The 25620-nt window shown below is 64.4% G+C and carries 22 protein-coding genes; 14 read left to right on the top strand and 8 right to left on the bottom strand.

All coding sequences use genetic code 11. The features are described from left to right. Positions 1-53: 53 nt before the first annotated feature. The 8 genes from ftsB to AADX97_RS00780 all read left to right on the top strand — a co-directional run bounded on the left by ftsB (position 54) and on the right by AADX97_RS00780 (position 7615). On the top strand, positions 54-362 hold the full coding sequence (gene ftsB, locus AADX97_RS00815; RefSeq protein ID WP_374232797.1) for a cell division protein FtsB: 309 nt from the start codon (positions 54-56) through the stop codon (positions 360-362). After that, the gene (gene ispD, locus AADX97_RS00810; protein ID WP_374232798.1) at positions 359-1069 is read left to right on the top strand and encodes a 2-C-methyl-D-erythritol 4-phosphate cytidylyltransferase; all 711 of its coding nucleotides are present in this window, start codon (positions 359-361) and stop codon (positions 1067-1069) included. The genes ftsB and ispD overlap by 4 nt, the downstream gene beginning before the upstream one ends. 86 nt (positions 1070-1155) lie before the next feature. Then, a complete protein-coding gene (gene ispF, locus AADX97_RS00805) occupies positions 1156-1629 on the top strand; it encodes a 2-C-methyl-D-erythritol 2,4-cyclodiphosphate synthase (protein ID WP_374232799.1) in 474 nt (157 codons plus the stop codon). Position 1630: 1 nt separating this feature from the next. Further along, positions 1631-2680: a tRNA pseudouridine(13) synthase TruD gene (gene truD / locus AADX97_RS00800; RefSeq protein ID WP_374232800.1), complete on the top strand. Its 1050-nt coding sequence runs from the start codon at positions 1631-1633 to the stop codon at positions 2678-2680. Positions 2681-2804: 124 nt separating this feature from the next. After that, entirely contained in the window at positions 2805-4070 is a 1266-nt protein-coding gene (locus AADX97_RS00795; protein WP_374232801.1) for an MgtC/SapB family protein, read from the top strand. A gap of 211 nt (positions 4071-4281) precedes the next feature. Next, the gene (locus AADX97_RS00790) at positions 4282-6525 is read left to right on the top strand and encodes a peptidoglycan-binding protein (RefSeq protein ID WP_374238580.1); all 2244 of its coding nucleotides are present in this window, start codon (positions 4282-4284) and stop codon (positions 6523-6525) included. After that, on the top strand, positions 6515-7117 hold the full coding sequence (locus tag AADX97_RS00785) for a protein disulfide oxidoreductase (RefSeq protein ID WP_374232803.1): 603 nt from the start codon (positions 6515-6517) through the stop codon (positions 7115-7117). The genes AADX97_RS00790 and AADX97_RS00785 overlap by 11 nt, the downstream gene beginning before the upstream one ends. A gap of 132 nt (positions 7118-7249) precedes the next feature. Continuing rightward, the gene (locus tag AADX97_RS00780; RefSeq protein ID WP_374232804.1) at positions 7250-7615 is read left to right on the top strand and encodes a sulfur globule family protein; all 366 of its coding nucleotides are present in this window, start codon (positions 7250-7252) and stop codon (positions 7613-7615) included. Positions 7616-7772: 157 nt separating this feature from the next. Here the strand turns inward: AADX97_RS00780 and AADX97_RS00775 are convergent, their stop codons facing one another. From AADX97_RS00775 to AADX97_RS00750, 6 genes are all read right to left on the bottom strand, one after another. Further along, positions 7773-8696, bottom strand: a complete 924-nt coding sequence (locus AADX97_RS00775) for a carbon-nitrogen hydrolase family protein (protein ID WP_374232805.1) — start codon at positions 8694-8696, stop codon at positions 7773-7775. An 85-nt stretch (positions 8697-8781) separates the two neighbouring features. Further along, the gene (locus tag AADX97_RS00770; protein WP_374232806.1) at positions 8782-10170 is read right to left on the bottom strand and encodes a glutamate decarboxylase; all 1389 of its coding nucleotides are present in this window, start codon (positions 10168-10170) and stop codon (positions 8782-8784) included. Positions 10171-10233: 63 nt separating this feature from the next. Further along, entirely contained in the window at positions 10234-11592 is a 1359-nt protein-coding gene (locus AADX97_RS00765; protein WP_374232807.1) for a VWA-like domain-containing protein, read from the bottom strand. Positions 11593-11617: 25 nt separating this feature from the next. Next, entirely contained in the window at positions 11618-12703 is a 1086-nt protein-coding gene (locus AADX97_RS00760) for an AAA family ATPase (RefSeq protein ID WP_374232808.1), read from the bottom strand. Positions 12704-13116: 413 nt separating this feature from the next. Beyond that, positions 13117-14133: a hypothetical protein gene (locus tag AADX97_RS00755; protein ID WP_374232809.1), complete on the bottom strand. Its 1017-nt coding sequence runs from the start codon at positions 14131-14133 to the stop codon at positions 13117-13119. 203 nt (positions 14134-14336) lie between these two features. After that, a complete protein-coding gene (locus AADX97_RS00750) occupies positions 14337-15242 on the bottom strand; it encodes a C1 family peptidase (protein ID WP_374232810.1) in 906 nt (301 codons plus the stop codon). Positions 15243-15541: 299 nt separating this feature from the next. On the opposite strand from AADX97_RS00750, the gene gloB reads away from it, so the two are divergent. The 5 genes from gloB to AADX97_RS00725 all read left to right on the top strand — a co-directional run bounded on the left by gloB (position 15542) and on the right by AADX97_RS00725 (position 20850). Further along, positions 15542-16318, top strand: a complete 777-nt coding sequence (gloB, locus tag AADX97_RS00745; RefSeq protein ID WP_374232811.1) for a hydroxyacylglutathione hydrolase — start codon at positions 15542-15544, stop codon at positions 16316-16318. 257 nt (positions 16319-16575) lie between these two features. Further along, on the top strand, positions 16576-18111 hold the full coding sequence (lnt, locus tag AADX97_RS00740; protein WP_374232812.1) for an apolipoprotein N-acyltransferase: 1536 nt from the start codon (positions 16576-16578) through the stop codon (positions 18109-18111). A 72-nt stretch (positions 18112-18183) separates the two neighbouring features. After that, positions 18184-18699 (top strand): hypothetical protein, encoded by a 516-nt coding sequence (locus AADX97_RS00735; protein ID WP_374232813.1) that lies wholly within the window; start codon positions 18184-18186, stop codon positions 18697-18699. A 152-nt stretch (positions 18700-18851) separates the two neighbouring features. Next, a complete protein-coding gene (mpl, locus tag AADX97_RS00730) occupies positions 18852-20210 on the top strand; it encodes a UDP-N-acetylmuramate:L-alanyl-gamma-D-glutamyl-meso-diaminopimelate ligase (RefSeq protein ID WP_374232814.1) in 1359 nt (452 codons plus the stop codon). A gap of 16 nt (positions 20211-20226) precedes the next feature. Then, a complete protein-coding gene (locus tag AADX97_RS00725; RefSeq protein WP_374232816.1) occupies positions 20227-20850 on the top strand; it encodes a flavin prenyltransferase UbiX in 624 nt (207 codons plus the stop codon). A gap of 185 nt (positions 20851-21035) precedes the next feature. Here the strand turns inward: AADX97_RS00725 and odhB are convergent, their stop codons facing one another. Beyond that, positions 21036-22292, bottom strand: a complete 1257-nt coding sequence (gene odhB / locus AADX97_RS00720) for a 2-oxoglutarate dehydrogenase complex dihydrolipoyllysine-residue succinyltransferase (RefSeq protein ID WP_374232817.1) — start codon at positions 22290-22292, stop codon at positions 21036-21038. Further along, positions 22289-25147 (bottom strand): 2-oxoglutarate dehydrogenase E1 component, encoded by a 2859-nt coding sequence (locus AADX97_RS00715; protein ID WP_374232818.1) that lies wholly within the window; start codon positions 25145-25147, stop codon positions 22289-22291. The genes odhB and AADX97_RS00715 overlap by 4 nt, the downstream gene beginning before the upstream one ends. A gap of 184 nt (positions 25148-25331) precedes the next feature. On the opposite strand from AADX97_RS00715, the gene AADX97_RS00710 reads away from it, so the two are divergent. Beyond that, entirely contained in the window at positions 25332-25550 is a 219-nt protein-coding gene (locus AADX97_RS00710) for a hypothetical protein (protein WP_374232819.1), read from the top strand. Positions 25551-25620: the final 70 nt, after the last annotated feature.

The following is a 25620-nucleotide window of genomic DNA, read 5'->3' as shown; positions in this document are numbered from 1 at the left end:
GGACGGAGGTCGGGCGTCTCCGTCCCCTGCTGCGGACACTCAAGACACCCTCCATGCGACTCCTGATCCTCGTGCTGATCCTCTTGCTGGCCGGCCTGCAGTTTCGGCTGTGGGTCGGCGAGGGGAGCTTGGCCGAGGTGCACGGGCTCAAGAACGAGATCGCGGCTCAGGACGAGGAGCTGGTGCGTCTGCGCGCACGCAATCAGGAGCTCCAAGCCGAAGTGATGGACCTGCGCGAAGGGGTCGAGGCATTGGAGGAGCGCGCGCGTCGCGATCTTGGGATGATCAAGCCGGGCGAGATCTTCATTCAGGTGATCGAGCGCAAACGCCCGGAGAGCACACCGGCGGAGACCAAGCGATGAGATCGATTTCCGCCTTGTGGGCCGTGCTTCCGGCAGCCGGGGTGGGGCGCCGCATGGGCAGTGCGACGCCTAAGCAATACCTGGATCTCGCCGGTCGTGCGGTGATCGATCATGCGTTGGATCTCTTCGTGGCCGACGTGCGGATCCGGGGCGTCGTGGTTGCACTGGACCCGACCGATCGCTACTGGGCCGCGACGGCCTATGCCGAGCATCCCAAGGTGACCCGCGCGCACGGCGGCGCCGAGCGCTGCCATTCGGTCCTGAATGCGCTCGATGCACTGGGTGCCCGCGCCCATGCCGAGGATTGGGTGTTGGTGCATGATGCCGCGCGACCCTGTCTGCGTCCGGCCGATCTAGATCGGCTGATCGAGGCCCTCATCGAGGACGAGGTCGGCGGTCTGCTCGGCATCCCGGTGCGCGACACCATGAAACGGGCCGAGCCGGACGATCGCATCGGTGCTACGGTGGATCGGACCTCGCTCTGGCACGCCTTTACACCCCAGATGTTTCGTCTCGGCCGGTTGCATTCCGCGCTGACCGACGCACTGGCCGCCAACCATCTGGTGACCGACGACGCCTCGGCCATGGAGCGTATCGGTCAAGCCCCGCGCCTGATCGAAGGCCATGCCGACAACATCAAGATCACGCGCGCCGAAGATCTCCCGCTCGCCCGCTTCTACCTGCAGCAGCAGGGGCGGCTGGGCTAGACCAAACTCTCAAGAGCCTCCAGCCTCCGGCCACCGTCGAGCGAGCGTATAGGTGGCAGGAGGCTGGAGGCTGGAGGCTGTTGAACATGCTCATCGGTCAGGGCTTCGACGCCCATCGTTTCGGCCCCGGCCGCCCGTTGGTTCTCGGCGGTCTGGAGATCCCGCACGACCAAGGATTGCTCGCGCATTCCGACGGCGACGTGGCCATCCACGCACTCTGCGATGCCTTGCTCGGCGCGGCGGGGCTCGGCGACATCGGTCGGCATTTTCCGGATACGGACGCCGCCTACGCCGGCATCGATAGCCGCATCCTGCTGCGGCGCGTGATCGAGAGCCTCGCCGAGCGCGGGCTGCGCGTGCACAACGCCGATCTCACCATCATCGCCCAGCGCCCCAAGCTGGCGGCCTATATCCCGGAGATGTGTGCCCGTCTCGCCGCCGACATGGGCTGCGACCCCGCGCGCGTGAACGTGAAGGCGACCACGACCGAGCAGATGGGGTTCACGGGCCGCGGCGAGGGTATCGCGGCGGCGGCCGTGGTGCTGTTGGCGGACGCCTAAGGTGTTGCTGCCGAGCTGGTTACCGGTCGACTCCCTACCCCGAGCGCACGGCGCTCCCCTTGCCCGAGGGCGCTTGCGTGCTCGACCGGAGGATTTCCGGGTCGATGAGCAGCTCGGGTTCGCCCCGGACGGCGAGGGCGATCATCTCCTGCTGCGGGTCCGAAAGACCGGCGCCAACACCGAATGGGCGGCACGCCGCCTGGCCCGTGTCGCGGGTGTGTCGGTCTCCACGGTGGGCTATGCCGGTCTGAAGGACCGACATGCCGTGACCCTCCAGTGGTTCTCGATCCCGCGTCCGCGCAAAGGCGTACCGGATTGGTCGATCCTCGTCGAGGAGGGTATCGAGGTCATGGAGGCGCATCCGCATCGACGTAAGCTCAAGCGGGGTGCCCTGGCCGGAAACCGTTTCGATATCCTGGTGCGCGATCTCGAGCCCGAGACCGTGCCAGGGCTCGACGAACGGCTCGCGTCGATCCGCGCGGTCGGAATCCCGAACTACTTCGGCGAGCAACGCTTCGGGCATGACCACTCCAATCTGGTGCGTGCCCATGCCCTCTTCGCCGGGACGGCCGGTCGGATTCCTCGCCATCAGTCCGGCCTATGGCTCTCCGCCGCACGCTCGCAGATCTTCAACGAGGTCTTGGCCGAACGGGTTCGAAGTGGCGATTGGGACAAGTCGCTCGACGGGGACTGTCTTCAGCTCGCCGGATCCAACTCCTATTTCCTGGCCGAAACCCTCGACGCCCCGACGCGCGCGCGCTGCGAGGGGATGGACGTGCATCCGACGGGTCCCCTGTGGGGCAAGGGCGAGCTGCCTTCGCGCGGAGCGGTCCGGCAGCTCGAAGACGAGGTTGGCATGCGCTTTCCGACCTGGTGCGAGGGGTTTGCCGCCTTCGGACTCGTGCAGGAGCGTCGGTCCTTGCGCCTACCGGTAGTCGATCTTGGCGCGCAACGGATCGACGACGGATTGACGCTATCTTTCTCGTTGCCTGCCGGCGCCTATGCGACGACGGTTTTGCGCGAGCTCATCGAGATCGGAGGGTCGATATGATTGGGATCCGGGCGCCCCGGCGCCGATTAGTGCACGCTCTCGGGTGCATCAGCAGGACCTCTCGCGGCACGGGGCCGCGAGACGCCCTGACGAGCAGCCCGAGCCAAGCCGACGCGCTCGCGTGATGCTGGAGGGTCACCACGTCTTCGCCGAGCTGGCTGTCGCTTTGGCCATCGGTCTGCTGATCGGCGTGGAGCGCGGTTGGAAGGACCGCAGTGCCGAGGAAGGGCGACGCGTTGCGGGTGTTCGCACTTATGCCTTGCTCGGATTTCTCGGCGGGATTTCCGGGCTTGTCGCAGGACCTTCGGGCGGATTGACGTTGGGACTGATCTTCGTGGGGCTTGCCGGGGCCCTGACGGTTGCGCATGTTCTGGACTACAGACGCGACGAGGATGTCGGCATCACCAGCCTCGTCGCCGGCTTGATGACCTTCTTGCTCGGGGCGCTTGCGGTGCTCGGCGAGCTGGCGGCCGCCGCGGCTGCGGCCGTGGTCACTGCCTTGGTGCTGGGATACAAGCCGCTCATCCACCGCTGGATCCACGCCATCGAGCAGAAGGATCTCAAGGCCAGTCTGACGCTTCTGCTGATCTCGGTGGTCTTGTTGCCGATATTGCCGGATCAGGGGTACGGTCCCTGGAATGCTGTCAACCCGCGTGAAATCTGGTGGATGGTGGTGCTGATTGCGAGCATCTCCTTTGTCGGTTATTACGCGATGAAGCTCGTGGGGACACGGCGCGGGATCTTGTTCACCGGTCTCTTCGGCGGTCTTGCGTCTTCGACCGCACTGACCCTACATTTCTCGCGCTTGGCGCGTGCTCGCACAGAGATGGCCCCCGTGCTGGCGACCGCAATCCTGGTGGCCTGTGCGACCATGTTCCCCCGAATGCTGCTGGTGTCGACCCTGATCCACCCGCCATTGCTGCCGTCGTTGCTCTGGCCTGCCGCGACGATGGCCCTGATCGCTTACGGATTCGCGGCCGTCTTCTGGCTGACCCAGCCGCGCGGCGGCGACGGCGATGCGGACGCGCTTCTCGATAACCCGCTTGAGCTGAAATCCGCGGTCGGCTTCGGACTTCTGCTCGCGCTCGTGATGGTGTCGGCGAAAGGGCTCGAGAGCTGGGTCGGCGCGAGCGGCATCATGATGCTGGCCGCCGCCTCGGGCATCGCAGATGTGGATGCCATCACACTCACGATCGCGCGCATAAGCCGGGACGAGCTGCCCCTCGGCATTGCGGTCTCGAGCATCGTCATTGCCGCAGCGGTCAACAGCCTAGTCAAAGGTATCATTGCGGCTTCGGTCGGTGGCCGGGCGCTGGGTCTGCGCGTCGCCCTGCCGCTGCTCGGCGCGGGTTTGGCCGGCCTTGCCGTCGCCTGGTGGACGCTGTTTTGAACCTAAACCGCGTCCGGTGGGGTATGCGATGTTCTTGGATGGGATCGGCTCCGGCAGCCTTGACGACCGTTGTAGTCGGCGCAGTTTAAATGATTGAAAAATTTTAAATTTTAAACCGCGTCTCACCGAGATCGAGGACATCTCCGAAGCCAAACGCAACATGAAAATGACGCATTTCGCTCTGGACGCGGTTTAAAGGAGGCGATCGGAAATGAGGATGAGACAGTTCGGCTTTATGCGCGATCTCGTCGGGGTCGCGGTTTGCGCGCTGACCTTGATGTCGGCATCCGCTTGGTCGGTCGGTGCGGAGTCGAGCGAGGATACGACGAGCGCGGTCTCGGTGACCGATGCCGTCTACACCACGGACGGCAGTGCGCATGCGCTGATGCTCGCGGCCTATCGCACCTGGTCGGAGACCCGGTGGCGCGACTACGACCGAACACAGGATATCTCCCCGCGACAGATGCTCGTTCTGCTCGAGGTCGCCGAGCGGACCGGGACCAATCTCGGGCAGGCGCTGGCCACCGGAGAGATGGAAAGCGCCTACACCTGGAACGACCATGTGCGGCCCACCATCGCCGAGGGGCGGCTGGGCTCGGCGACCGGTGTGTGGCAGTTCCTGCCCTCAACCTTCCACGGCATCATCAAGAAGTACGGCACCGAGCTGTTGAGTGCGACCGAGGCCAGGGCGGATCGCGAGCCCATGGACCTGGGGGAAGGCCCGTTCTCCGACGCACAGGTCCGTCGCCTGATCAGAGACGCGATCGAGGGCGTGCGCGATGCCAAGGACGAGGAGCTGCAGCTGCTGCGTCACAACTTCGCGGTGCTTGCCTTTGCCAAGCACTACCTGAGTCTGGATTCGGGGGCGACGACGCCCGAGGAGGATTATCTCTTTCACTTTCTCGGTGCCGGGGAGGGGCGACGGGTCCTGGCGCTGGCGCTCGGCGAGGCGCAGGACACCCTTTGCGTGAAGCCTGTCGAAGAGCCGACGGTGCCCCTGCAGGATGCGCCGGGGGACACGGCATCGCGCACCGACTTCGCAAGCCTGCAGCCGGAAATCGCGCCGCACTCCGCGCCTCGGGTCGCCGCGGATCTGAGCCTCGGCACGCGCCGCGAGCGCTCCGAGCCGCTCGGTTTGCGGCGGGCGGATCGATTATCCGGGTCTCTGCAGCCCTCGGATGTGATGATCTACGCGCGCCGGCCTTCGGACGATGTCGTCGTGTCCGGGGCCGCGTCCGGGCCGGCGCCTGCGCTCATGGCCGCGGCCTATGCGTCCGCGCCCGACGCCCCTTATGCCTTCGACGCGCCGCCGGCGGTGTCGTCGCAGTGGGGCCTGCCCGCCGACTCGCCGACGGTCACGGGCAACCTTGGGATGTTCTACCGCGACGGCCGGGGGCAGACGCAGCCCTATACCTGGGGCGAGTTCCTGGATCATCTGGCCAGGCGCGTGCGGGCCGAGAGCCAGCCGTCGATGGTGCGGGCCAAGTACGGTGTCGGCTTCGCTTTGGCCGGCGGCGATCTGCCGGAGCGGGCCTTCGACCCGGCGAAGCCGGTCGAGCCGGCGACCTTCAGCCATGGACCCGAGCGGCGCGTGACGGTTCCTGCGGCGCTGGTAACCGGGCCGCTCGATCGAGACGAAACCTGCCACTACAAGGCACTCCTCGCCGCACTGGTGAGGCGAGGCGAGGACATGCCGATGGAGACGCTGCCGCCGCGTGCAGCCGCGGCCCTGCGTCACCTCGGATTCTTGCCCGCGACCGCGTCGGGGACCGACACGCGCGATCCCGCGGTGCAGAAGGCGCTGCGCGACTTCAGAGAAGCGGTCGGTAAGGCCGAGCCGGACGATCCGGAGCATCGACATCGCCTCATGCCGGCCGAGCGGGTCGCGCTCGAGATCTACGATCGCCGCATCGCGCGCTATGCCGCGCTGCAGGCCGGCCAACAGGTGTCCTTGGCCGATTCGCCCGATCTGAGTCGAATCAAGACACTGCCGAGCGGGTTGCAGCGATTGGCCGCACCGCATTTGGTTCAGCTGCAAACGGCCTTGGCCGAGCGCGAGCTCTTGAAACAGCCGACCCGAAAGTCCGTTTGGCGCGACAAGAAAAAGAAGAAGCGTGTGTCTTACACGACGATGCCGTTCGCGGGAAAGGTCGACCCGGCAACGCTCGCCGCGCTCGACGCCTTCCAATGGCGCAACGGTCTGCGCAAGACCGGCGGTGCCTTGGATGCTGCGACCCTCGGTCTGCTGGGATTGCCGCCGATGGGTGCCGAGATCTTCCGGCCCTTGTCCGGCCCCATGTGCTCGGTTCAGATCTGGGCTGGCAGACCGCCGATCTGCGGGATTCGCCGCGAAACGCAGGGCCCGGCCGACCTCTTGCGCATCGCCGGGCTCGCGGAACTCGACCCGGAGTCTCGGTTCGAGGGCCTCTTCGAGGGTCTGCCGCATGTCCGATAATCACTCCCCGAGTGTCTCCGCTCGGCGAGCCAAACGTCTGCGCGATTGGGTCATCAACATCGTTCTGGTCCTGGCGATCTTCGGCGCCGTCCAATGGTGGAAGGCGCGACCCTTGGCCACGGGCGCTGCGCCGCCGCTCGTCGGCGTTACCCTGGATGGACAGGTCTTCGAGCTTGCCGGCCTTGCAGGGCGGCCGGTGCTGGTGCACTTTTGGGCGAGTTGGTGCCCGGTCTGCGGTCTGATGGACGGTGCTGTCGCTGCGATCGCCGAGGACCACGCGGTGGTGACCGTCGCGATGCAATCGGGCGGTCCGCACGAGCTGCGCCGCTATATGGCGGAGGCGGGTCACGCCTTCCCGGTCATCGCCGACCCGACCGGGCAGATCGCGGGCCGGTGGGGCGTGGTCGGGGTGCCGTCCACCTTCGTGGTCGATCCCTCGGGGCGAATCCGCGATGCTGTCGTCGGGATCGCGACCCAGCCCGGCCTGCGTTGGCGTCTGTGGCGCGCCGGTCCGGCATCGCCCGATCTTGCGCAGGAGCCGGCGGCATTCAGGCAGCTGGGGCAGGGGGGCATCTCGAAGGAATCACTTTGAGCAATGGCAAACCGCAGCTCGAAGTTAAATTAGCGCTTGCTAATTTAGCAATTTCTAATATACTGCTCGCCAGTGGAGGCCGATACGGACTTCACGCTTGCTGCCAACAACATAATCGATTCGGAGAATAGAATGAACAAGCTTGCTACTGCTGCTGCCATCGCCGCCCTCCTCGGTGCTTCCGCTTCCGCGTCCGCTTGGTGGGGCCCGGGCTACGGCGGTTACGGCCCCGGCTACGGCTCCGGTCTCGGCGATGCCTTCAGCGACATGTTCGGTGATGGCTACGGTGATTTCAACTTCGGTATGAGCGGCGGCGGCAGCGGTCGCGGCTACGGTCGCGGTCTGGGTCGCGGCTACGGGAACGGCTACGGCTACAACAACCCCTACTACGGCTATGGTGCGCCTTACTACGGTGGCGGCTACCCTTACGCCTACCCCTACGCAGCGCCGGTCGCCCCGGTGGCGCCGGTTGCTCCGGCTCAGCCCCAAGTCAAGTAAGATCTGCTTGAATGCCGGTGCGCCTCGGGCGCATCGGCACGTAAAAGGCCAGGCATCAGCCTGGCCTTTTTTGTTTTGCGGGTGCGATCTGCACGGCGCGAATCCCGATTTGGCAACGTGTCAGAAATAAGCCGAGCACTGAATCTGATCCTTGTCCTTAATAAAGTTCGGGGCGCCGATCCTCGAGATAGTCGGTGTTCTCGGGATGGGTCGGCCCGTAGTCGGCGGGCACGCAGTCCGCGATCAAGAGTGTCGCTTCGTTCCTTGCGGCGACCATGACCCCGCCGTGGGGATCGATGATCACACTGTTGCCGAGATAGTGCCCCACAAGCTCGCCCTCCAGGGTCTCCTCGAGGCAGCGGTTGCAGTAGGCGATGAAGAGAGTGTTCTCCCACGCATGTGCGGGTATCAGTGTCTTGGAGACGTCGGGATACGCCGGCGATGTCCATCTGCCGCCCGAGAGTTTGGTCGATTTGTCCGCGGCGGTCGGGATGACGACGAGCTTGGCGCCATCAAGGGCGAGCCGCCGCGTAAGCTCCGGGAACTCCGCCTCGTAGCAGTTCAGCAGCCCGATCGGCAGGCCATTGATCTCGTGAACGCCAAAGGCTTCGCCTTCCTCCGGATGGGTGTATCCCGGCTGCCAGATCTTCTTTTCGTCGGGTCCCCAGAGGTGTGTCTTGCGGTAGTTTTTCAGGAGTGTGCCGTCGGGTCCGAACAGGGCGATCGCATCGTAAAACCGCGTCTCGCCCGCCACACTGGCCTTCTCGGGGTAGGGACAGACGATGCCGATCGCCTTGGCCGCCGCAATCGCGGCGACCCGCTCGAGGATCACGCCGTTGTTCTCCATCGCCAAGGCGTGGAGTCGGTCCGGGGGCACCGCATAGCCGCTGAGATACAGCTCGGGGAAGCTGATCAGCTGCGCACCGTAGTCCAGCGCCATGTCGACGGCCGCCGCGAGCCGGGCGAGGTTGTGCTCGATGGCCTGATCTGTCCCAGCCGGCCCTTTGTCTTGGAGCACGACCAGGCGGATGCCCTGTCCGTGCGCCGGGGGTGTCGTCTTGATGTAGGCGCTGATGATCATTTGGATCTCCGATCGAGCGGAAGAGGCGCCGTCTGTGCGGATGCCCGGGTGCGGCAAACACCGGGGCTGCAGGAGCCGGCGCGTCTCAATGGGCGAAGCCAGGGGCCGGCGCCATCGGCTCGTGGTGGCTCAGGGAGTCGAAATACACAACCGCCTTGCGGATATCCTCGAGCAGCATCGCCGCCATATCGGCGCTGAAGCCCTCGCGAATCACGATGCGCAGGACCGCAACCGCCTCGGCGTGCTCCGGCATGGTGTAGGCTGGTACCTGCCAGCCGGACTCGCGCAGCTTGCGCGAGACATCGAAGACGTTGTATCGGTTGATCTCGTCTTTGAGCTTGAAGGCGAAGACGGGTATGGCACTGCCGTCACTTACGAGCTCGAAGGGTCCGATCTCGGCGATACCCCGGGCGAGTGTTATGGCCGTCTCGCGCAGGGCTTCCATGATCTGGGTATAACCGGCTCGACCGAGGCGCAGGAAGTTGTAGTACTGCCCGATGACCTGATTGCCGGGGCGCGAGAAGTTCAGCGTGAAGGTCGGCATGTCGCCGCCGAGATAGTTGACGCGAAAGACGAGATCATCGGGCAGATCCGCGTGGCTGCGCCACAGGACCCAGCCGATGCCGGGATAGACCAACCCATACTTGTGTCCGGAGACATTGATGGACTTCACCATCGGCAGGCGGAAGTCCCACTTCAGATCGGGCTGCAGAAAGGGTGCGACGAAGCCGCCGCTGGCGGCATCGACATGCATCGGGATCTCCAGGCCGCTGCTCGCGTTCTGCGCCGCGAGCGCCGCGTGGATCTCCTCGATGGGCTCGTACTCGCCGGTGAATGTGGTCCCGAGGATGGCGACGACGCCGATGGTGTTCTCGTCGGTGCGCGCGAGCACCTCGTCCGGGCGGATCACGTAGCGACCCTTTTCCATCGGGATGTAGCGCGGCTCGACCTCCCAGTAACGGCAGAACTTCTCCCAGACGACCTGCACGTTGGCACCGAGGACCAGGTTGGGTCGGTCGGTCGGCTGGCCCTGTGCCCGACGCCGATCACGCCAGCGCCATTTCAGGGCCATGCCGGCGAGCATCACCGCCTCGCTCGAGCCGATCGCCGATGCGCCGACCCCTTGGTCTGGCGCATTGAACAAATTGGAGACGATGTTGATGCAGCGCTCTTCGATGGCGGCCGTTCTCGGGTACTCGTCCTTGTCGATCAGATTCTTGTCGAAGGCCTCCGTCATCAACCGCTCGGCCTGCGGCTCCATCCAGGTGGTGACGAAGGTTGCCATGTTCAGCCGTGCGTGGCCGTCGAGCATCAACTCGTCGTGGATGATGTCGTAGGCGAGCTGCGGGAGCATCTCATGGTCTGGAAGGCGGTATTTCGGGACCTCCGCCTGCATGCCGCGTCGTGCGTAGGCCGGGGCGATCAGTGCGTCTGCCTCTTCCGGGCTGATGCCTTCGATCTTTCTCGCAACCATCGTGAAGCTCTCCTTCGGGCCAAGATTATCGGCTTGACCTCGGATCCTCGCACTCGATGCGGCTCAGCTCAAGAGCAGCTTGCGGCCGAACGGCTGATCAGGCGTCGCGTAGGATTCGGGTACGGCCCAGATGACCGGCCAGTCCGGGCGGAACCTCGCGGGACCGTCCAGATCGGTCAGGACGACGCCGATATCCGGGCCGTGCTTATCGGCCTCTTCGAGCAGCGGGGTGAAATCCGTCCCGCCGCCGCCGTTGAATGCGATCTCGCGCAGGTCCGATTGCCCCGGCTTGAAGTGCGCGACCCGTTGTACGATGCGGTCGCCGATTACCAGCACGAGGCCGGCCTCCAAGCGTCGCGTGATCGCCTCGATCTCGCCGGCGAAGCGCTCCATCAGGTTCTCCTCGATCGAGCCCGAGACGTCGACGATCACCACCAGGCGTGGCACCGACTTCGCCGAGCTGATGCCGGGCTCCCAGGGCAGGCGTCGCCCCGGGCCTATCCGGCCCTGATTCGCGATATAGGATCGGGCCGGCCTGGACCAGGAGAGATTGGGCTGAATCGAGAGACCGCGTGCCAGCTGGGTCCGCAGAATCTGCTCCCACGGCGTGCGGATCTTCGGAAGATCCGCGATCAGGGCGCGGAGCATGGAGTGCGCACCATCTCCGGCATGCGCACGCAGGATGCGCTCGCTCCACTCGCGTGCCTGCTCGGCCTCCAATTCGGGTTGCTTCTGCGCATCCGGTTGGGGGAAGAGGTCGGCATGGGTCTCGGCGCCAAGTGACCTGACCCGCGCGGACATCGGGCCGTCCTCGCGGACCTCGGATTGGGATGACTCGTCGATCTCCTCCCGCGACGCGCGACCCTCCGCACCCGGTTGGCTGTCGCCGATGCCGCCGCGGCGACGTCTGCGGGTCTTCTGGGCTCGGCCCTTGTCCGAAGCACGGCGGTCGTCGATGGCGCGATAGAGGCGCTCGACGTCCCATTCGAGCAGGGCCTTGTCGACACCGACTTCGATGCCGAGCGTGGCGAGCAGGAGCTTGTCGAGAAACACCGACGAGACCGGCAGCTCGAGCCAGCTCAGGTGACTCAAGGCGCTGTTGACGATGGCGTCCGCACAGATGTTGAAGAGCTCGAGATCCACATCTCCCAAGAGCTGCTGCAGATCGAGATAGCGTTGAGGATGCCGCAAGGCGATATGCAGCACCTCATGCGCGATGAGACCGACCTGCAGGTGGAGTGTGAGCTCCTCGAAGGTGGCGCCGTAATAGACGGTATCCCCGTCGGTCGCGACCGGGCCGGGGTCGATCTCGGGCGGCAGATCTCGGTGCTTGACCCAGAGCGCAAGCCCGCCCGTGGAGGGTGCGAATTCCACCATCTGCTGAATCGCGCGCGTCCCGCGATGCCGATAAAGATCATTCATCAGGATTCAACTCACCACTGATCCCTCACCCCTCGCTCCGCCGCTCATCCAGATAGTGCCGATAGCTCGCACTGTCCAAAACGGTCGCCTCCAACCCGACCTCCAACGCCTTTTGCATCAGAAGCTCCATCGCGAGCGTTTGAGACTCGCGAATGGGCAGAGGAACGTCGCTCCGCATGTCCGGAAACTGCTCGACGATCTCGAGTGCTCGCGCCAGGGTGTCGGCGTCGTTGCTGGCGGCGAGCAGGCCGTAGATCATGCCGTAGAGCCCGTCGAGCGTTCGGGGCAGCAAGGCGGCGGTCTCCGAACCCGGGCGGCTCGCCAGCAGTCGCACCACGTCGGTGCCGGCCTGGATCTCGCGCAGCACCCCGAAGAACTCCGCCGCGTTGGCGGCCCCGATGCGGCCCTGCACGAAGACCCGTTTGGCGTTCTCGGAGAGCCTTGATTTCAGGACGTTGGAGATGTCTTCCCACCCGCGCGGGCTGGCGCCGATCAGATGGTCGTTGGCGAGCTGCGACTGGGTGTCGTCGAGCTTGTCCGGGCGGACCTTGAGGTAGGCCATCACCTCGGGGGCGAAGTCCATGGCGATCGCATGCGCCAGAAAGGCGTCGATGACGGTCTGGACGTTGAAATGGAACATGCGATCGGCCAGGGCCGTGCCCATGTCGTGACAGACCGCACCGTGGAAGCTGGCGTTGCCCGCGGCCACCACCTGCCAGCCGTCCGGCAGGCGATAGTGACCGACCCGACGGTCGAGGATCAACGAGTAGGCCGAGATCTGCAGTCGCTGATCCGCGGCCGTGAGCTCGTCGAGAAAGAGGATGCCGTCCGGCTGGTCGGGCGAGGGCAGGAACTCGGGCGGGAACCAGACCGTTTTGGCCAGGGTGTCGTCGGCATAGATGGCGCCGCGGATATCGACCGGCTCGATCGTGGTCAGTCGCAGATCCACCAAGGGGACCCCGAAGTGGTCGGCCACCTGTCGCACGATCGAGGACTTTCCCACGCCGCGCGTGCCCCAGAGCATGGAAGCGCGTCGACGCAGGATCGGATCGGAATACTGCTCGACCAGCGCGGCCTTGGCCGCGGCGATCGAGACGGGGGGGATGTTCATCGGGTTGCCGAGCATCTTGACTGCTGATCTCCCAAGGTTTAACCGCGACCCGGTGCAACATGCACATTGATTAAGGTGGCTCGGCTTGTCGTGATCTCAATGCGCGTCAAAGCGGACGCGGTTCAAGTGAACTCTTCTGGTCCGAGAAGCCGGTAGTGTGTTGGGCACGCTGCGCTTTGCCCAACCTACGGGTCCAATCATTGTCGTTGTCGTTGTCGTTGTCGTTGTCGTTGTCGTTGTGGTTGTGGTTGTCGTTGTCGTTGTCGATTACGATTGCGACAACGACAACGAAAACCGTGGCAAAGGATTTCTCTCGTCGAGTTGTTTTACTTGTTTTTTAGCCGTTCCTAAGTCGGTTGCAGTCTTGGACGATGCCCAATCCAATCGCGTCTCGATTTCGGCGCAGGGCACTGTCATGCTTCCTGCGTCGAGGTCTTCGGCATCTCGCTGGTCGGACTCGACGGCGCTTCTCGCCAAGCGGACGTGTTCAAGGGTTTCGGGAAGGGCGGGATCTCGATGCGCGGCATCTCCTTCATCGTGAAGAAGAGCACCATGAGCAGGGGTGGGGAGTGAAAGATCAGCATTCGAATCAGCGATTCCTCGGAGAGCTCCAGGAACTGGATCGCGGGTGCGCCGAAGATCAGACCCAGACCGATCAGCAGCGGGAGTGCGCGCCGAAAGGCGACATGCCAACGTGCCGCGACCAGCCGCTCATGGTAGTGCGCTGGCGACTCGCGGAGCGTTTCGGCCAGATGCTCGACCGTCCGGGCTAGCTTGACCTCGGCGTCGCGGCTACGGTCGGGCTCCTTCCCACGTAACCGCAGGGTGCTCTTCCAACAGGTCTTGACACGATTCAGACGGCGCCAATCCCATCCGATCACCGCCAGCATGTCCTCCGGCAACGCGATGGTATCGCCGTCCTCGGCGTGTAGCTCCAGCTCGGCCGGCATTCCGCGGCCGGTTTGTGCCTTCATCGTCAGGGTCAGACCCTCGACCTGGGCCGCGCCGCGCGTCAAGAGCAGGCGCGTCGGGGTGGTGGCGTCGACGGCACCTCCCGTGGTGGATTCCAAACGGTAGCTTCGGGCGATCCTGTATCTGCTTTTCTCGCGAAAATGACGGCGTGGATCGATGGACTCGATGCGATCGAGAAGGTCGCCGGGGTCCGGGCCTTCGACCACCAGATCCGCCTCCAAGTCGTCGGGATGGCACAGTGTACGCGTGAGCCGAAATTTGTCCGGTTTGGGGTTCTCGAGCAGCAGGATCTCCCGCACGCCTTTCAGCTCGACCTTGTCCTCGCCGTGATCGAACGACTTGAACAGAAGTCGTCGCTCGATACGGTCGCTCGCGGCGAGGTCGACATGCCGTCCGCGCCGCGTGAAGGGCTCCACCAGGGTGAAGATCTCGTGGTGAGTGAGTGGATGCGAGCTCATGGCAACCCTCGCCGGCAGCGGATGGGGCGAGAGGACGTTGCGGTTTCCAGTCGCCGCCTCTCCGAGCGCTTACTGTAACCCCCGTGTTTCAGTCCACAACATCATCAAATATCGGGTTATTGATCCCGGCTGGGCGTTGTCTGCGGCATGAGCAATGGCCTCTGTCGTGATCGAGGGGCAGAGGCCAAAGGATTTCGTGAGACTCAATCGTTACGAGGCGCGCTCGAACGGATGCCCATGAGCACGACGGCGTCCATCCCGAACTCGACATCGTTGTCGACCTCGGAATAAGCGATCCTAAAATACCCATCCTCGCCCCAGTCCGGACCCCAACTGTTCTTCACGATGAAGTATTCCTCGGCATCGTTCCATCCGACGATCAGAACGCCATGCCCGCCGGCGAGCTCTCCGCTGACATGCGTGTAGATACCGCCTTGGTAAAACCGGAAGTCATCGAAGACATTGAACCCGACCGCGACCGGTGCCTCGAAGACAGCCTGCTTCAGATCTGCGAGTGTGCGTGGAACGCCGGCCCACAGGTTCAAGACATCGCGCTGAGCGATCCAGGTACGACAGGGCGGCGGACGCAGACGATCGTCCGCGCGATAGGCGAGACAGTCTTCCGAGACGGTGCCGATGCGTTCCAGAAACGCGGCGGCGGTCGATAGATTTCCACCGTCGCAGCCTTGATCTCGATACGAATAGGAGACAAGGAACTGCTCGGATTCATCCCAAGGATCGAAACCGTCGATGATTGCGGCCGACTCGAAGGCGGCGACGGTCGCGAATGCCCAGCAGCTCCCGCATTGACCTTGATCGCGAACGGGAGTCACCGCGTCATGGTCGCGCCAGTCGAAGGACGCGGGGAGTGTCGCCCCGTCGGCGACGAAGAGCCACTCGGCGGGTTCGGGTGTCTCGTCCAACCTTAAACCCAAACGGAGTCTCATCTGCTCAGGTGTGTGGCGTGACAATGCCGTCTCGCCCGCCGTCCAGGCCGCGCCACGATCGGCAATGGCTTGTTCGACATTCACGAGGTCGATGGCCAGGGCGGAAGGCTGCATGCCTCCGAGCAGACTGCCGAGGACGAGCATGTTCGCGAGATTCTTCATGCGAGACTCCTAAACCGCGCCCGGCGCGGTATACGATGTTTTTGGATGGGAGCGGCTCCGGCAAACGTGACGACCGCTGGAGTCGGCGCGGTTGAATGGGTACTGTTCCGTCTCGCGGTCCCGGATTCGATCGGGGATTTGGTTGCCGGCGAGTCCCAGTCCAAGCACAGCTTAGTCAGTGCGCCTGGGTCGCGCGACGTCGAGGTGACGATCTGTGACGGACTCGTCAGAACTGACAACCGGCATTGCGGCAACGTTGCCGAAGTGCGACTTGGATAACCGAAGCCATGGAGCCTCCCATGCTTGAGATTCGCCCGATCCCTGCCTTCGAGGACAATTACATCTGGCTGTTGACCGAGGCGCCGGGAACGGCAGTGGTCGTGGATCCGGGTGATGCCGATCCGGTCCTGGATCGTCTCCGCGCGGAGAATCGCCGCCTTACCGCGGTCTTGATCACCCATCATCACGGCGATCACATCGGCGGATTGAGCGAGCTGCGCTCGGTCTTTCCCGATGCGCGCATCTATGGCCCCGTCGACGGGAGGATTCGCGACCTGACCGATCCGTTGGGCGGGGGGGCGGTCGTGCGCCCGCAGGGCCTGAGCGTCGATTTTCGGATCATGGAGGTGCCGGGTCACACCTCCACACACATCGCCTACTTGGGAGCCGGCAGCCTGTTCTGCGGCGATACACTGTTCGCCGGCGGTTGCGGACGCGTCTTCGACGGCACCTTCGAGCAGCTCTCGGATTCCTTGGACCGGATCGCCGCGCTGCCGCCCGAGACCCTCGTGTACTGCGCACACGAGTACACCCTCGCGAATCTCGGTTTTGCCGACTGGGTCGAGCCCGGCAACGCCGCGTTGAGCGCTCGGATGGCGTTCGAGCGGAACCGCAGGGATGCGGATCTGCCGACGGTCCCGTCGCCGCTCAAGCTCGAGCTTGCCACCAACCCCTTTCTGCGCACCCGTGTGCCGGGGGTCGTAGAAGCCGCCGAGCATGCCGCGGGACGCCCGCTCGGTTCCGCTCGCGAGGTCTTCAAGGCGCTGCGTCAATGGAAAGACGAGGCGTACGACTGAACCGCGTCCAGAGTGAGATGTAGAGCTCGCAGTGAGCTCAATGGCGAGGGCTCCCCCGGAACCTTTGGAAGGGACGCGGTTTAGAATTTCTATTTCTGACCATCCTGAACCGTGTCAGCTCCGGCACGCGTATTTTCATCCGTCGCCGATCCAATCCAATGACGACGCATGCCGCTCCAGACGCGGTTTAGGTTTGACCGGAATCGCATCGGCTGTTAGAACCCGCGCGGTCACCCTAAACCCCAGGACGTGAATCCATGTTGTCACCGGCCTCTCGCGTTGCCCCGCTCTTGTCGGCCGTGCTCGCCTGCGCAAGCGGTGCCGTCATGGTGCTGGGGTTCGCCCCTTTCGGTTGGTATCCGTTCGTTTTGATCGGCCTCTTGGGGTTCTTGGCCGCACTGAACGGCGCATCGCCTCGGATCGGTTTTCTCAGGGGTTGGCTCTTCGGCGTCGGTCTGATGGGCTTCGGGGTTTTCTGGATCCGGATCAGCCTGAACGAGTTCGGCAACATGGATGCCTGGGTCGCGCATCTAATGACCGGGGTCTTCGTGTCGACAATGGCGCTCTTTTACGGATTCTTGGGTTGGTTGGTTCGGCGTCTGGATCGGGGGCCGGCCTGGCGGGTCCCGCTCTTGCTGTTCCCCGGTCTCTATCTCCTGGTCGAGTGGCTGCGCGGCTGGTTGTTCACCGGCTTTCCCTGGCTGAGCTTGGGCTATACCCAGATCGACGGACCGCTCGGCGGTTTTGCCCCGATCCTCGGCGTCTACGGCGTCGGTCTGCTGATCCTGCTGTCGGCGGGTTTGCTTTGGGGGCTCCTGCGCTGGTCCGGGCGCTGGTCCGGCAGGGGTCGCATCGTGGCTGCCGCGGCGCTGGTCTTGATCTGGGGCGGTGGGATGCTGCTGAAGCAGGTGTCCTGGACCGCGCCGTCCGGCCCGAGCTTTCGGGCCGTAGTGGTGCAGGCGAGCATCCCGCAGGCGATGAAGTGGGATCCCGATCAGCTCGTCTCGACCATGGAGATCTACTGGGATCTGACCGAGCGCAATCTGGGTGCGGATCTGGTGGTCTGGCCCGAGACGGCGATCCCGGATTTTCTACATCATGTGCGCGATGTCCTGATCGAGCCGATGGCCGCTCGCGCGCGGGATGAAGGGACCGAGATCGTCCTCGGCATCCCGGTCTTGGAGACGGACACCGGGCGCCACTTCAATGCCTTGCTGAGTCTCGGTAGCCGGGAGGATCTTTACGCCAAGCGCCATCTGGTGCCCTTCGGCGAATTCATGCCTTTCAAGGCATGGCTCGGACCGTTGGTTGATCTCTTCGAGGTCCCCATGTCCGACTTCAGTCGCGGCAGCGCCGAGCGTCCCTTGCTTGCGGTCGGCGATCGCCTGGCGGGTGTCTCCATCTGTTACGAAGACGCCTTCCCGGCGGAGGTTTCGCAGGCCTTGCCCGAGGCCGAGTTCCTGATCAACGTCAGCAACGATGCCTGGTTCGGCGATTCGCTGGCCCCGCATCAGCATCTCGAGATGGCGCGGATGCGGGCGCTCGAGAACGGGCGCTACCTTCTGCGTGCCACCAACACCGGGATCTCGGCGATCATCGATCAGCGCGGACGGGTCCTCGGGACGGTGCCCTCCTTCGAGCGCGGGGACTTCGCTACACAGGTGCGACCCTTTGCCGGCGCGACGCCCTATGTGCGGTTCGGCAATGCTCCGGCGATTGGACTCGCGGCGGGAATGGTGCTGCTCGGTGCGGGTTTTGGACGCCGTGTGTCCTCGCGCTCGATCGACAGGTGATCGCGATGAAGATTGCCGCAGCAGCGACTCGGGCGGTTATGATTGAGTCAGGTTTCGCCGAAGGATGTGACCGTGCAGGCCCTGATATTATTTTTCGTTGAGCTGTGTGCGTTGCGCAGAACCCCGCAGGATCTTCCGGCCTCGGAGATCCTGCTCGCTGTCGTGGCGCTTGCGAGCCTCGTCGTCGGGGTGATGATCGGCCTCGTCGCCGGTTTGTCGATCGGCGCGAGCCTTGCGCAGACCCTGTTCGAGCTCGCGATGACGCTCGGGGCACTCTTTGTCGCCTTGCGCCTCATGCGTCTGGATGCGCGCTTCTTTCAGTCTGCGACGGCTCTTTTGGGCAGCGGGGTCGTGATCGGTGCGATCGCGCTGATTCCGCTCAGCTTCAATCCCACCGACTCACAAGAGACCGATCTGGCCGCTCTCGGCGCGCTCCTGCTTCTGGTGGTCTTCGTATGGAGCGTGGTGGTGTCCGGCCACATCCTGCGTCACACCTTTCAGATCACGCTCGGTCAGGGCGCGGCGATCGCCGTGGCCTTCAAGGTCGGCGTGGTCCTGTTGATGGGCATCGCCGTCGGGGGCGCCTGAGGTAAGGTGTCAGAAATCAATCGAGCACCGAACCTGATCGTTGTCGTTGTCGTAATCGATAACGACAACGACAACGAATAAAGTTGGTAAAGGTATTCGCTCGTCGCGTTGTGTTGATTGTTTTTGAACGGTTCCGAGGAGCTCGAACACCCATGCATCTGCATATCCTGGGCATCTGCGGCACCTTCATGGGCGGTATCGCACTGCTGGCGCGGTCGCTCGGTCACCGGGTCACCGGCTCGGACGCCAATGTCTACCCTCCGATGAGCACCCAGCTCGAGGCGGCCGGCATCGGGCTGATGGAGGGCTATGATCCGAGCCACCTCGAGCCTGCGCCCGATGTGGTGGTGGTCGGCAATGCCATGAAACGTGGCATTCCGGCCGTCGAGGCCATGCTGGATCGCGGCCTGCGCTATTGCTCGGGTCCGGAATGGCTGCGCGAGAATCTGTTGTCGGATCGCTGGGTGCTGGCCGTGGCCGGCACGCACGGCAAGACCACGACCGCGAGCATGCTCGCCTGGGTCCTGGAGGGCGCCGGTCTCGCGCCGGGCTTCCTGATCGGCGGGGTGCCGCTGGATTTCGGGCTGTCCGCGCGTCTCGGCGCTACACCCTTTTTCGTGGTCGAGGCGGACGAGTACGACACCGCCTTCTTCGATAAGCGCTCCAAGTTCGTCCACTATCGTCCCAGCACCCTGATCCTCAATAATCTGGAGTTCGACCACGCCGACATCTTCGAGGATCTTGGCCAGATCCAGCGCCAGTTCCATCATCTGGTGCGCACCGTCCCGGGTCGCGGTCTGATCGTCCATCCGGGTGCCGAACCGGCGATCGATCAGGTTATGGCGATGGGCTGCTGGACCCCGACCGAGTCCTTCGGCGAGGCGGGGCGATGGACCGCTCGGCTGCTCTCCCCGGACGGCTCGCGCTTCCACGTGATGCTCGACGGTCAGGCGATGGGCGAGGTCGACTGGGGTCAGACGGGTCTGCACAACGTGCACAACGCGCTCGCCGTCTTGGCCGCGGCCCGACACGCGGGTGTCCCGGTTGGTGCCGGGATCACCGCCCTGGGTCGGTTCAAGGGGGTGAAGCGTCGCATGGAGCTGCGCGGCGAGGTCGCGGGCGTGCGTGTCTTCGACGACTTCGCCCATCACCCGACGGCGATCGAGACGACGCTGCAGGGATTGCGCCGTCGTGTCGGCGAGCAGCGCATCCTCGCCGTGCTTGAGCCGCGCTCCAATACCATGCGTCTAGGTGTGCACAATCGCGAGCTGGCCGCATCGCTCGATGCGGCGGATCGGATCTTCGTTTTCGCTCCTGCGGATCTGGGGTGGGATGCCGCGGCCGTCTTCGCGGGGCTTGCCGAGCGTGCGGCGGTGCATGCGGATCTCGACGTCCTCGCCGCTGCGGTGGTGGCCGAGTGTCGTGAGGGCGATCAGGTGTTGGTCATGAGCAACGGTGGCTTCGGCGGGATCCACCAGAAGCTCCTGGACGGACTGGCGCAGGCGCGCTAGGGACGAGGGGACGCGCATGTCCGAGCCGCTTCAAGACTGGCACAAGACGATCACGGTCGCCTTGACCGGGGCCTCCGGATCCCAATACGGGCTGCGGCTGGTCGAGTGCCTGCTCGCCGCCGGGATGCGGGTTTATCTGCTGATCTCCCAGGCCGGCCAGGTCGTGCTGAAGATGGAGGCCGATCTCGAGGTGCCGGCCCGGCCCGCCGAGGCGGAGGCCTTCTTCCTGGATTACTTCAAGGCACAACCGGGACAGCTGCGTGTCTTCGGTCGCCAGCAGTGGACCGCTCCGGTCGCGAGCGGCTCCAATCCACCCGACGCCATGGTCATCTGCCCCTGCACCACGGGAACGCTCGCGAGCATCGCCGCCGGTGTCTCGACCTCGCTCATCGATCGTGCGGCGGATGTGACGATGAAGGAGTCACGCAAGCTGATCCTGGTGATCCGCGAGACACCCTTTACCGCCATTCATCTCGAAAACATGTTGCGTCTTGCGCGCGCCGGCGCGGTCATTATGCCGGCCAATCCGGGGTTTTACTTCAAGCCCACGCGCGTCGAGCAGATCGTCGATTTCATGGTGGCCAGGATCCTGGACCATCTTGGCGTGCCGCATCGGCTGATGGCCCGTTGGGGTGAGTAGCGCCGCGAAGGCGGTATGAGCGTGCCGAGCATCGGGCCGGGCGTTATGGCTCGGTCAGTCGGTCGTTTCGGGATAGAAGTCTTCGAGCCGTGTCCGGGCTCCTTAAACCGCGCCGACTCCAACGGTCGTCAAGTCTGCCAGGGCCGATCCCATCCAAAAACATCGCATGGCGCGCTGGGCGCGGTTTAGATCCTCAGGAGCAACCGGGCCGGATCCTCCAGGGTCTCCTTGATGCTGACCAGGAACTGCACCGCCTCGCGTCCGTCGATGATCCGGTGGTCGTAGGTCAGGGCCAGATACATCATGGGTGCGATCTTGATCTCGCCGTTCTCGACGATCGGGCGCTCCTGGATCTTGTGCATCCCCAGGATGGCGCTCTGCGGCGGGTTGAGGATGGGCGTAGAGAGCAGCGAGCCGAAGACCCCGCCGTTGGTGATCGAGAAGGTACCGCCCGTGAGCTCCTCGTAGCTGAGGCTTCCGTTCTGCGCCTTTTCTCCGAAGGCGACGATGCCCTGCTCCACATCGGCCATGCCGAGCTGATCGCAGTTGCGCAGGATGGGGACGACCAGACCGCGCGGGGAGCTGACCGCGATGCCGATGTCGTAATAACCGTGATAGATGATGTCGTCGCCGTCGACCGAGGCGTTGATCACCGGGAAGCGTTGCAGTGCCTCCACCGCAGCCTTCACGAAGAAGGACATGAAGCCGAGCCGCACCCCGTGGGTCTTCTCGAACTGGTCTTTGTAACGGCTGCGCAGCGCGAGAACGGCCTTGAGATCGACCTCGTTGAAGGTGGTCAACATGGCCGCGTTCTGCTGGGCCTGGACCAGACGCTCGGCGACGCGGGCACGCAGGCGGGTCATGGGCACCCGCTGCTCGGGGCGGCCGGCCTCGCCAGTGAGGCTCGGGCTTGGCGCGGGCGCCGCGGGGGTCAGCTCGGGGTCCTTGGCCGGCGCGGCCTGCTCGCGTTCGTCCAGATAGGCGATGACGTCGGCCTTGTGGATGCGCCCGTCGCGGCCCGTGCCGGGGATCGCGTGGGGGTCGAGATTCAACTCTTTGACCAAACGCCGTGCGGCGGGTGCGACCTGAGGCTCGGCGCCGGCAGGTGCGCTCTTCGCCGCCGGGCTCGGCGACGCGGCCTTGGCTGGAGCGGCCTTGGCAGGCGGCGGAGATGCCGTGCGCGCCGGCGGCGTCGCCCCGGCGTCGCTCGCTTCGATCAACGCCAGCACGGCATCGGACTGAACCAGATCGCCCTCGTTGGCCATGATCTCGCGGAGGATGCCGTCGATCGGCGAAGGGACCTCGAGCACGACCTTGTCGGTTTCCAGATCGACCAGGTTCTCCTCGCGCTTGACCGGATCGCCCGGGCGTTTGTGCCAGGTTGCGACCGTGGCGTCGGCAACCGACTCGGGGAGGGCGGGGACGCGGACTTCGCTGCTCATTGTGGCGGGATCCTTTTATTCATGCTGGGGTTGAAATGCCCGGTCAGGGCCTCGTCGATCAACCGCTCCTGCTGCTCGACATGGGCGGCGCGGTGGCCGACGGCCGGTGCCGCGGAGGATGGACGGCCGACATAATAGGGCCGCTTTCCGTCCTGCATCAGGTTGTGGAAGCGATGTTTGATCTGGTCCCAAGCGCCTTGGTTCTGCGGCTCTTCCTGGCACCAGATGATCTCTTCGGTGGTGTCGTAGGCCTCGAGCGCGCGGTCGAAGTGCTCCTTGGGGAAGGGATAAAGCTGCTCGATGCGGATGATGGCGACATTCGTCAAGCCGCGCGCACGCCGCGCTTCGAGCAAATCGAAATAGACCTTACCGCAGCAGAAGACCACGCGCTCGGTCTGCGCGGGGTCGATCGGGTCGGTCTCCGGGATGACCGTCTGGAAATGACCGCTGGTCAGCTCATCGAGCGCGGAGACCGCGAGACGATGGCGCAGCAGGCTCTTTGGGGTCATGACGATGAGCGGTTTGCGGTAGTCGCGGACGATCTGGCGGCGCAGCAGGTGATACATCTGGCCCGGCGTGGTCGGCACGCAAACTTGGATGTTGTGCTCGGCGCAGAGCTGCAGAAAGCGCTCCAGACGGGCGGAGGAGTGCTCGGCGCCCTGGCCCTCGAGTCCGTGCGGGAGCAGCATCACGAGCCCGCAGCACAGACCCCACTTGGTTCCGGCGGAGGTGATGAACTGATCGATCACCACCTGGGCGCCGTTGGCGAAGTCCCCGAACTGGGCTTCCCAGAGCGTCAGCGCGTTCGGCTCCGCGGTCGCGAAACCGTATTCGTAGGCCAGCACCGCCTCCTCGGACAGGAGCGAGTCGATCGCGATGAAGGCGCCCTGATGCTCGCCGATGTGCTGCAACGGGGTGTAGGCGTTGCCGGTCACTTGGTCGTGGATCTTGGCATGACGATGGAAAAAGGTCCCGCGACCGGCATCCTGTCCGGACAGGCGCACCGGGGTACCCGCGTCGAGGAGGGTGGCGTAGGCGAGATTCTCCGCGAAGCCCCAGTTCAGGAGCTGATCGCCCTGGGCCATCTTGCGCCGCTCTTCCCACAGCTTCTCGACCCGTGGGTGAAGCTCGAAGCCCTCGGGGACCCGCAGCATGGAATCGCTGAGCTCGCGGAGCTTCTCGACCGGGACGCCCGTGTCGATGCTTTGATTCCAGTCCGTGTTGCGGCAGAAGCCCCAATCGACGCGGTAGGCGTGATCCAGCCCGCACAGGACCGGACGCGCGACCACGACGCCTTGCTCGATGGAGTCGCGATAATCCGCAACCATGGCATCGGCCTCCTCCTTGGCGACGAGGCCGTCGGCGAGGAGGCGATCGGCATAGACGGCCCGCGGGGTCGGATGGCGGCGGATCTTCTTGTACATCATCGGCTGGGTCACCGCTGGCTCGTCGGCCTCGTTGTGGCCGAGACGCCGGTAACAGACCAAGTCGATGATGACGTCTTTGTGGAACTGGTTGCGGAAGTCCAGCGCCATCCGTGTGACGAAGATGACCGACTCCGGATCGTCACCGTTCACATGAAAGACCGGCGCCTGCACCATCTTGGCGACATCGGTGCAGTAGAGCGTGGAGCGGGTGTCGAGCGGGTTGCTGGTCGTAAAGCCGATCTGGTTGTTGATGACGATGTGGACGGTGCCGCCGGTGGCGTAGCTGCGGGTCTGGGAGAGCTGCAGCGTCTCCATGACCACGCCCTGGCCGGCAAAGGCCGCGTCGCCGTGGATGAGCACCGGCAGGACTTGATCGCCGCTGCGGTCGTGGCGCCTCCGCTGGCGTGCGCGCACCGAGCCCTCGATGACCGGGTTGATGATCTCGAGATGCGAGGGGTTGAATCCCAACACCAGATGGACGATCCCCGCGGGGGTATCGATGTCGGTCGCGAAGCCCATGTGATACTTCACGTCGCCGGCCATCTGGCGCCAGTCCATCTGGACCCGGCCCTCGAACTCGTCGAAGATGTCCTGAGGCGGCTTGCCGAAGATGTTGGTCAGCACGCTGAGGCGCCCGCGGTGGGCCATGCCGATGACCAGCTCCTTCTGGCCCTTGCGTCCGGCGCGCTGGATCAGCTCGTCCAGCAGCGGGATGAGGGCGTCGCTGCCTTCGAGCGAGAAACGCTTTTGACCGACATAGCGTTGGTGGAGATATTTCTCGAAGCCCTCGGCGGCGGTCAGCAGGGTCAAGAGCCAACGCCGATCGGCGGTGTCGAGCTCGGGTGTCGCGCGATACCCCTCGAGCCGCTTCTGAATCCAGCGTTTTTCCTGGGTATCGGTGATATGCATGTACTCCGAGCCGACCCGGCCGCAGTAGATCTGCTCGACCATCGCGATGATGTCGCGCAGTGGCATGCGATCCGGCGCGTAGAGCGAGCCTGTATGGAAGACCTGGTCCATGTCGTCCGGCTCCAGGTTGTGGAAGGCCGGATCCAGGTCCGCGATCTTCGGCGTGTCGCGCAGCTTGATCGGGTCGAGGTTGGCGACCTGATGGCCGCGGTAGCGGTAGCCGTTGATCAGGGAGAGCACCGCGGCCTGTTTTTCCGCGGCGGCGGGCTCGAGCCGCTCGGTGGAGCGTGTGCGTGCACGGGTACGGCTCTCTTGAGCGAGCCGCAGAAAGTTCTCGCGTACCGGCCCGTGCGCGACCTCGTTGGCCGCCTCCTTGTGCATGACATGGAAGCGCTCTCGCCAAGCTAAATCGACGCTCTCCGGGTCCTTTAAATAACGTTCATAGAGGTCTTCAATAAAGGCTGCATTGCCGCCGTAAAGGGCACCGGAACTGCGAAACAGCTCGAGGATTGCGCTCATGCTCGGTGTTGTTTCTCTAGGTTGATTTTATATATGGATAACCGATGTTTATAACACAAGTCTCGAAGCGCTTGGCAAGCCGGTTCAGGCCGACCGACGTCGCGCGACAAGGACCGGGCGAGCATCATCGCCGATCTTGCGGTGTGTCGTCGCCCGAGTCGTGACCGACGGAGCCGGCGCTCACATGGAACCGCAATACTCCGCGGCGGACCTCACCGATCGCAAGCGTCGTCGCATCCGCTTGGCGCGGCTCGAGGCCGATATCGCCTACTTTCAGGCGCGCCTGGAGATGATCGGCGAGCCGACGAGCGCGAATCAACTGACCCAGCGCAAGGCGTTCGAGCTCTTACTCAAGACCGTCTCGACCAAGGTCGCAAAGGTCCAGCGAGAACAACCGGGTTGAGCCGCGACCGACCGAATCCGAATGTAAGGGTCCGATGATCTTTATTCGATCGGAAACGCGTCTTGCCCTG

The organism is Thiocapsa sp. C2-2m (assembly GCF_041903745.1).
In the GTDB taxonomy this organism is placed as follows: Bacteria; Pseudomonadota; Gammaproteobacteria; order Chromatiales; family Chromatiaceae; genus Thiocapsa; species Thiocapsa roseilacustris.
This window is presented reverse-complemented; position numbering and strand designations above follow the sequence as displayed.

What these genes read in the sequence shown, in the direction of transcription:
- ftsB (WP_374232797.1), top strand. Translation starts at nt 54, where the DNA reads ATGCGACTCCTGATCCTCGTGCTGATCCTCTTGCTGGCCGGCCTGCAG.
- ispD (WP_374232798.1), top strand. Translation starts at nt 359, where the DNA reads ATGAGATCGATTTCCGCCTTGTGGGCCGTGCTTCCGGCAGCCGGGGTG.
- ispF (WP_374232799.1), top strand. Translation starts at nt 1,156, where the DNA reads ATGCTCATCGGTCAGGGCTTCGACGCCCATCGTTTCGGCCCCGGCCGC.
- AADX97_RS00795 (WP_374232801.1), top strand. Translation starts at nt 2,805, where the DNA reads ATGCTGGAGGGTCACCACGTCTTCGCCGAGCTGGCTGTCGCTTTGGCC.
- AADX97_RS00790 (WP_374238580.1), top strand. Translation starts at nt 4,282, where the DNA reads ATGAGGATGAGACAGTTCGGCTTTATGCGCGATCTCGTCGGGGTCGCG.
- AADX97_RS00785 (WP_374232803.1), top strand. Translation starts at nt 6,515, where the DNA reads ATGTCCGATAATCACTCCCCGAGTGTCTCCGCTCGGCGAGCCAAACGT.
- AADX97_RS00780 (WP_374232804.1), top strand. Translation starts at nt 7,250, where the DNA reads ATGAACAAGCTTGCTACTGCTGCTGCCATCGCCGCCCTCCTCGGTGCT.
- AADX97_RS00775 (WP_374232805.1), bottom strand. Translation starts at nt 8,696, where the DNA reads ATGATCATCAGCGCCTACATCAAGACGACACCCCCGGCGCACGGACAG.
- AADX97_RS00770 (WP_374232806.1), bottom strand. Translation starts at nt 10,170, where the DNA reads ATGGTTGCGAGAAAGATCGAAGGCATCAGCCCGGAAGAGGCAGACGCA.
- AADX97_RS00765 (WP_374232807.1), bottom strand. Translation starts at nt 11,592, where the DNA reads ATGAATGATCTTTATCGGCATCGCGGGACGCGCGCGATTCAGCAGATG.
- AADX97_RS00760 (WP_374232808.1), bottom strand. Translation starts at nt 12,703, where the DNA reads ATGAACATCCCCCCCGTCTCGATCGCCGCGGCCAAGGCCGCGCTGGTC.
- AADX97_RS00755 (WP_374232809.1), bottom strand. Translation starts at nt 14,133, where the DNA reads ATGAGCTCGCATCCACTCACTCACCACGAGATCTTCACCCTGGTGGAG.
- AADX97_RS00750 (WP_374232810.1), bottom strand. Translation starts at nt 15,242, where the DNA reads ATGAAGAATCTCGCGAACATGCTCGTCCTCGGCAGTCTGCTCGGAGGC.
- gloB (WP_374232811.1), top strand. Translation starts at nt 15,542, where the DNA reads ATGCTTGAGATTCGCCCGATCCCTGCCTTCGAGGACAATTACATCTGG.
- lnt (WP_374232812.1), top strand. Translation starts at nt 16,576, where the DNA reads ATGTTGTCACCGGCCTCTCGCGTTGCCCCGCTCTTGTCGGCCGTGCTC.
- mpl (WP_374232814.1), top strand. Translation starts at nt 18,852, where the DNA reads ATGCATCTGCATATCCTGGGCATCTGCGGCACCTTCATGGGCGGTATC.
- AADX97_RS00725 (WP_374232816.1), top strand. Translation starts at nt 20,227, where the DNA reads ATGTCCGAGCCGCTTCAAGACTGGCACAAGACGATCACGGTCGCCTTG.
- odhB (WP_374232817.1), bottom strand. Translation starts at nt 22,292, where the DNA reads ATGAGCAGCGAAGTCCGCGTCCCCGCCCTCCCCGAGTCGGTTGCCGAC.
- AADX97_RS00715 (WP_374232818.1), bottom strand. Translation starts at nt 25,147, where the DNA reads ATGAGCGCAATCCTCGAGCTGTTTCGCAGTTCCGGTGCCCTTTACGGC.
- AADX97_RS00710 (WP_374232819.1), top strand. Translation starts at nt 25,332, where the DNA reads ATGGAACCGCAATACTCCGCGGCGGACCTCACCGATCGCAAGCGTCGT.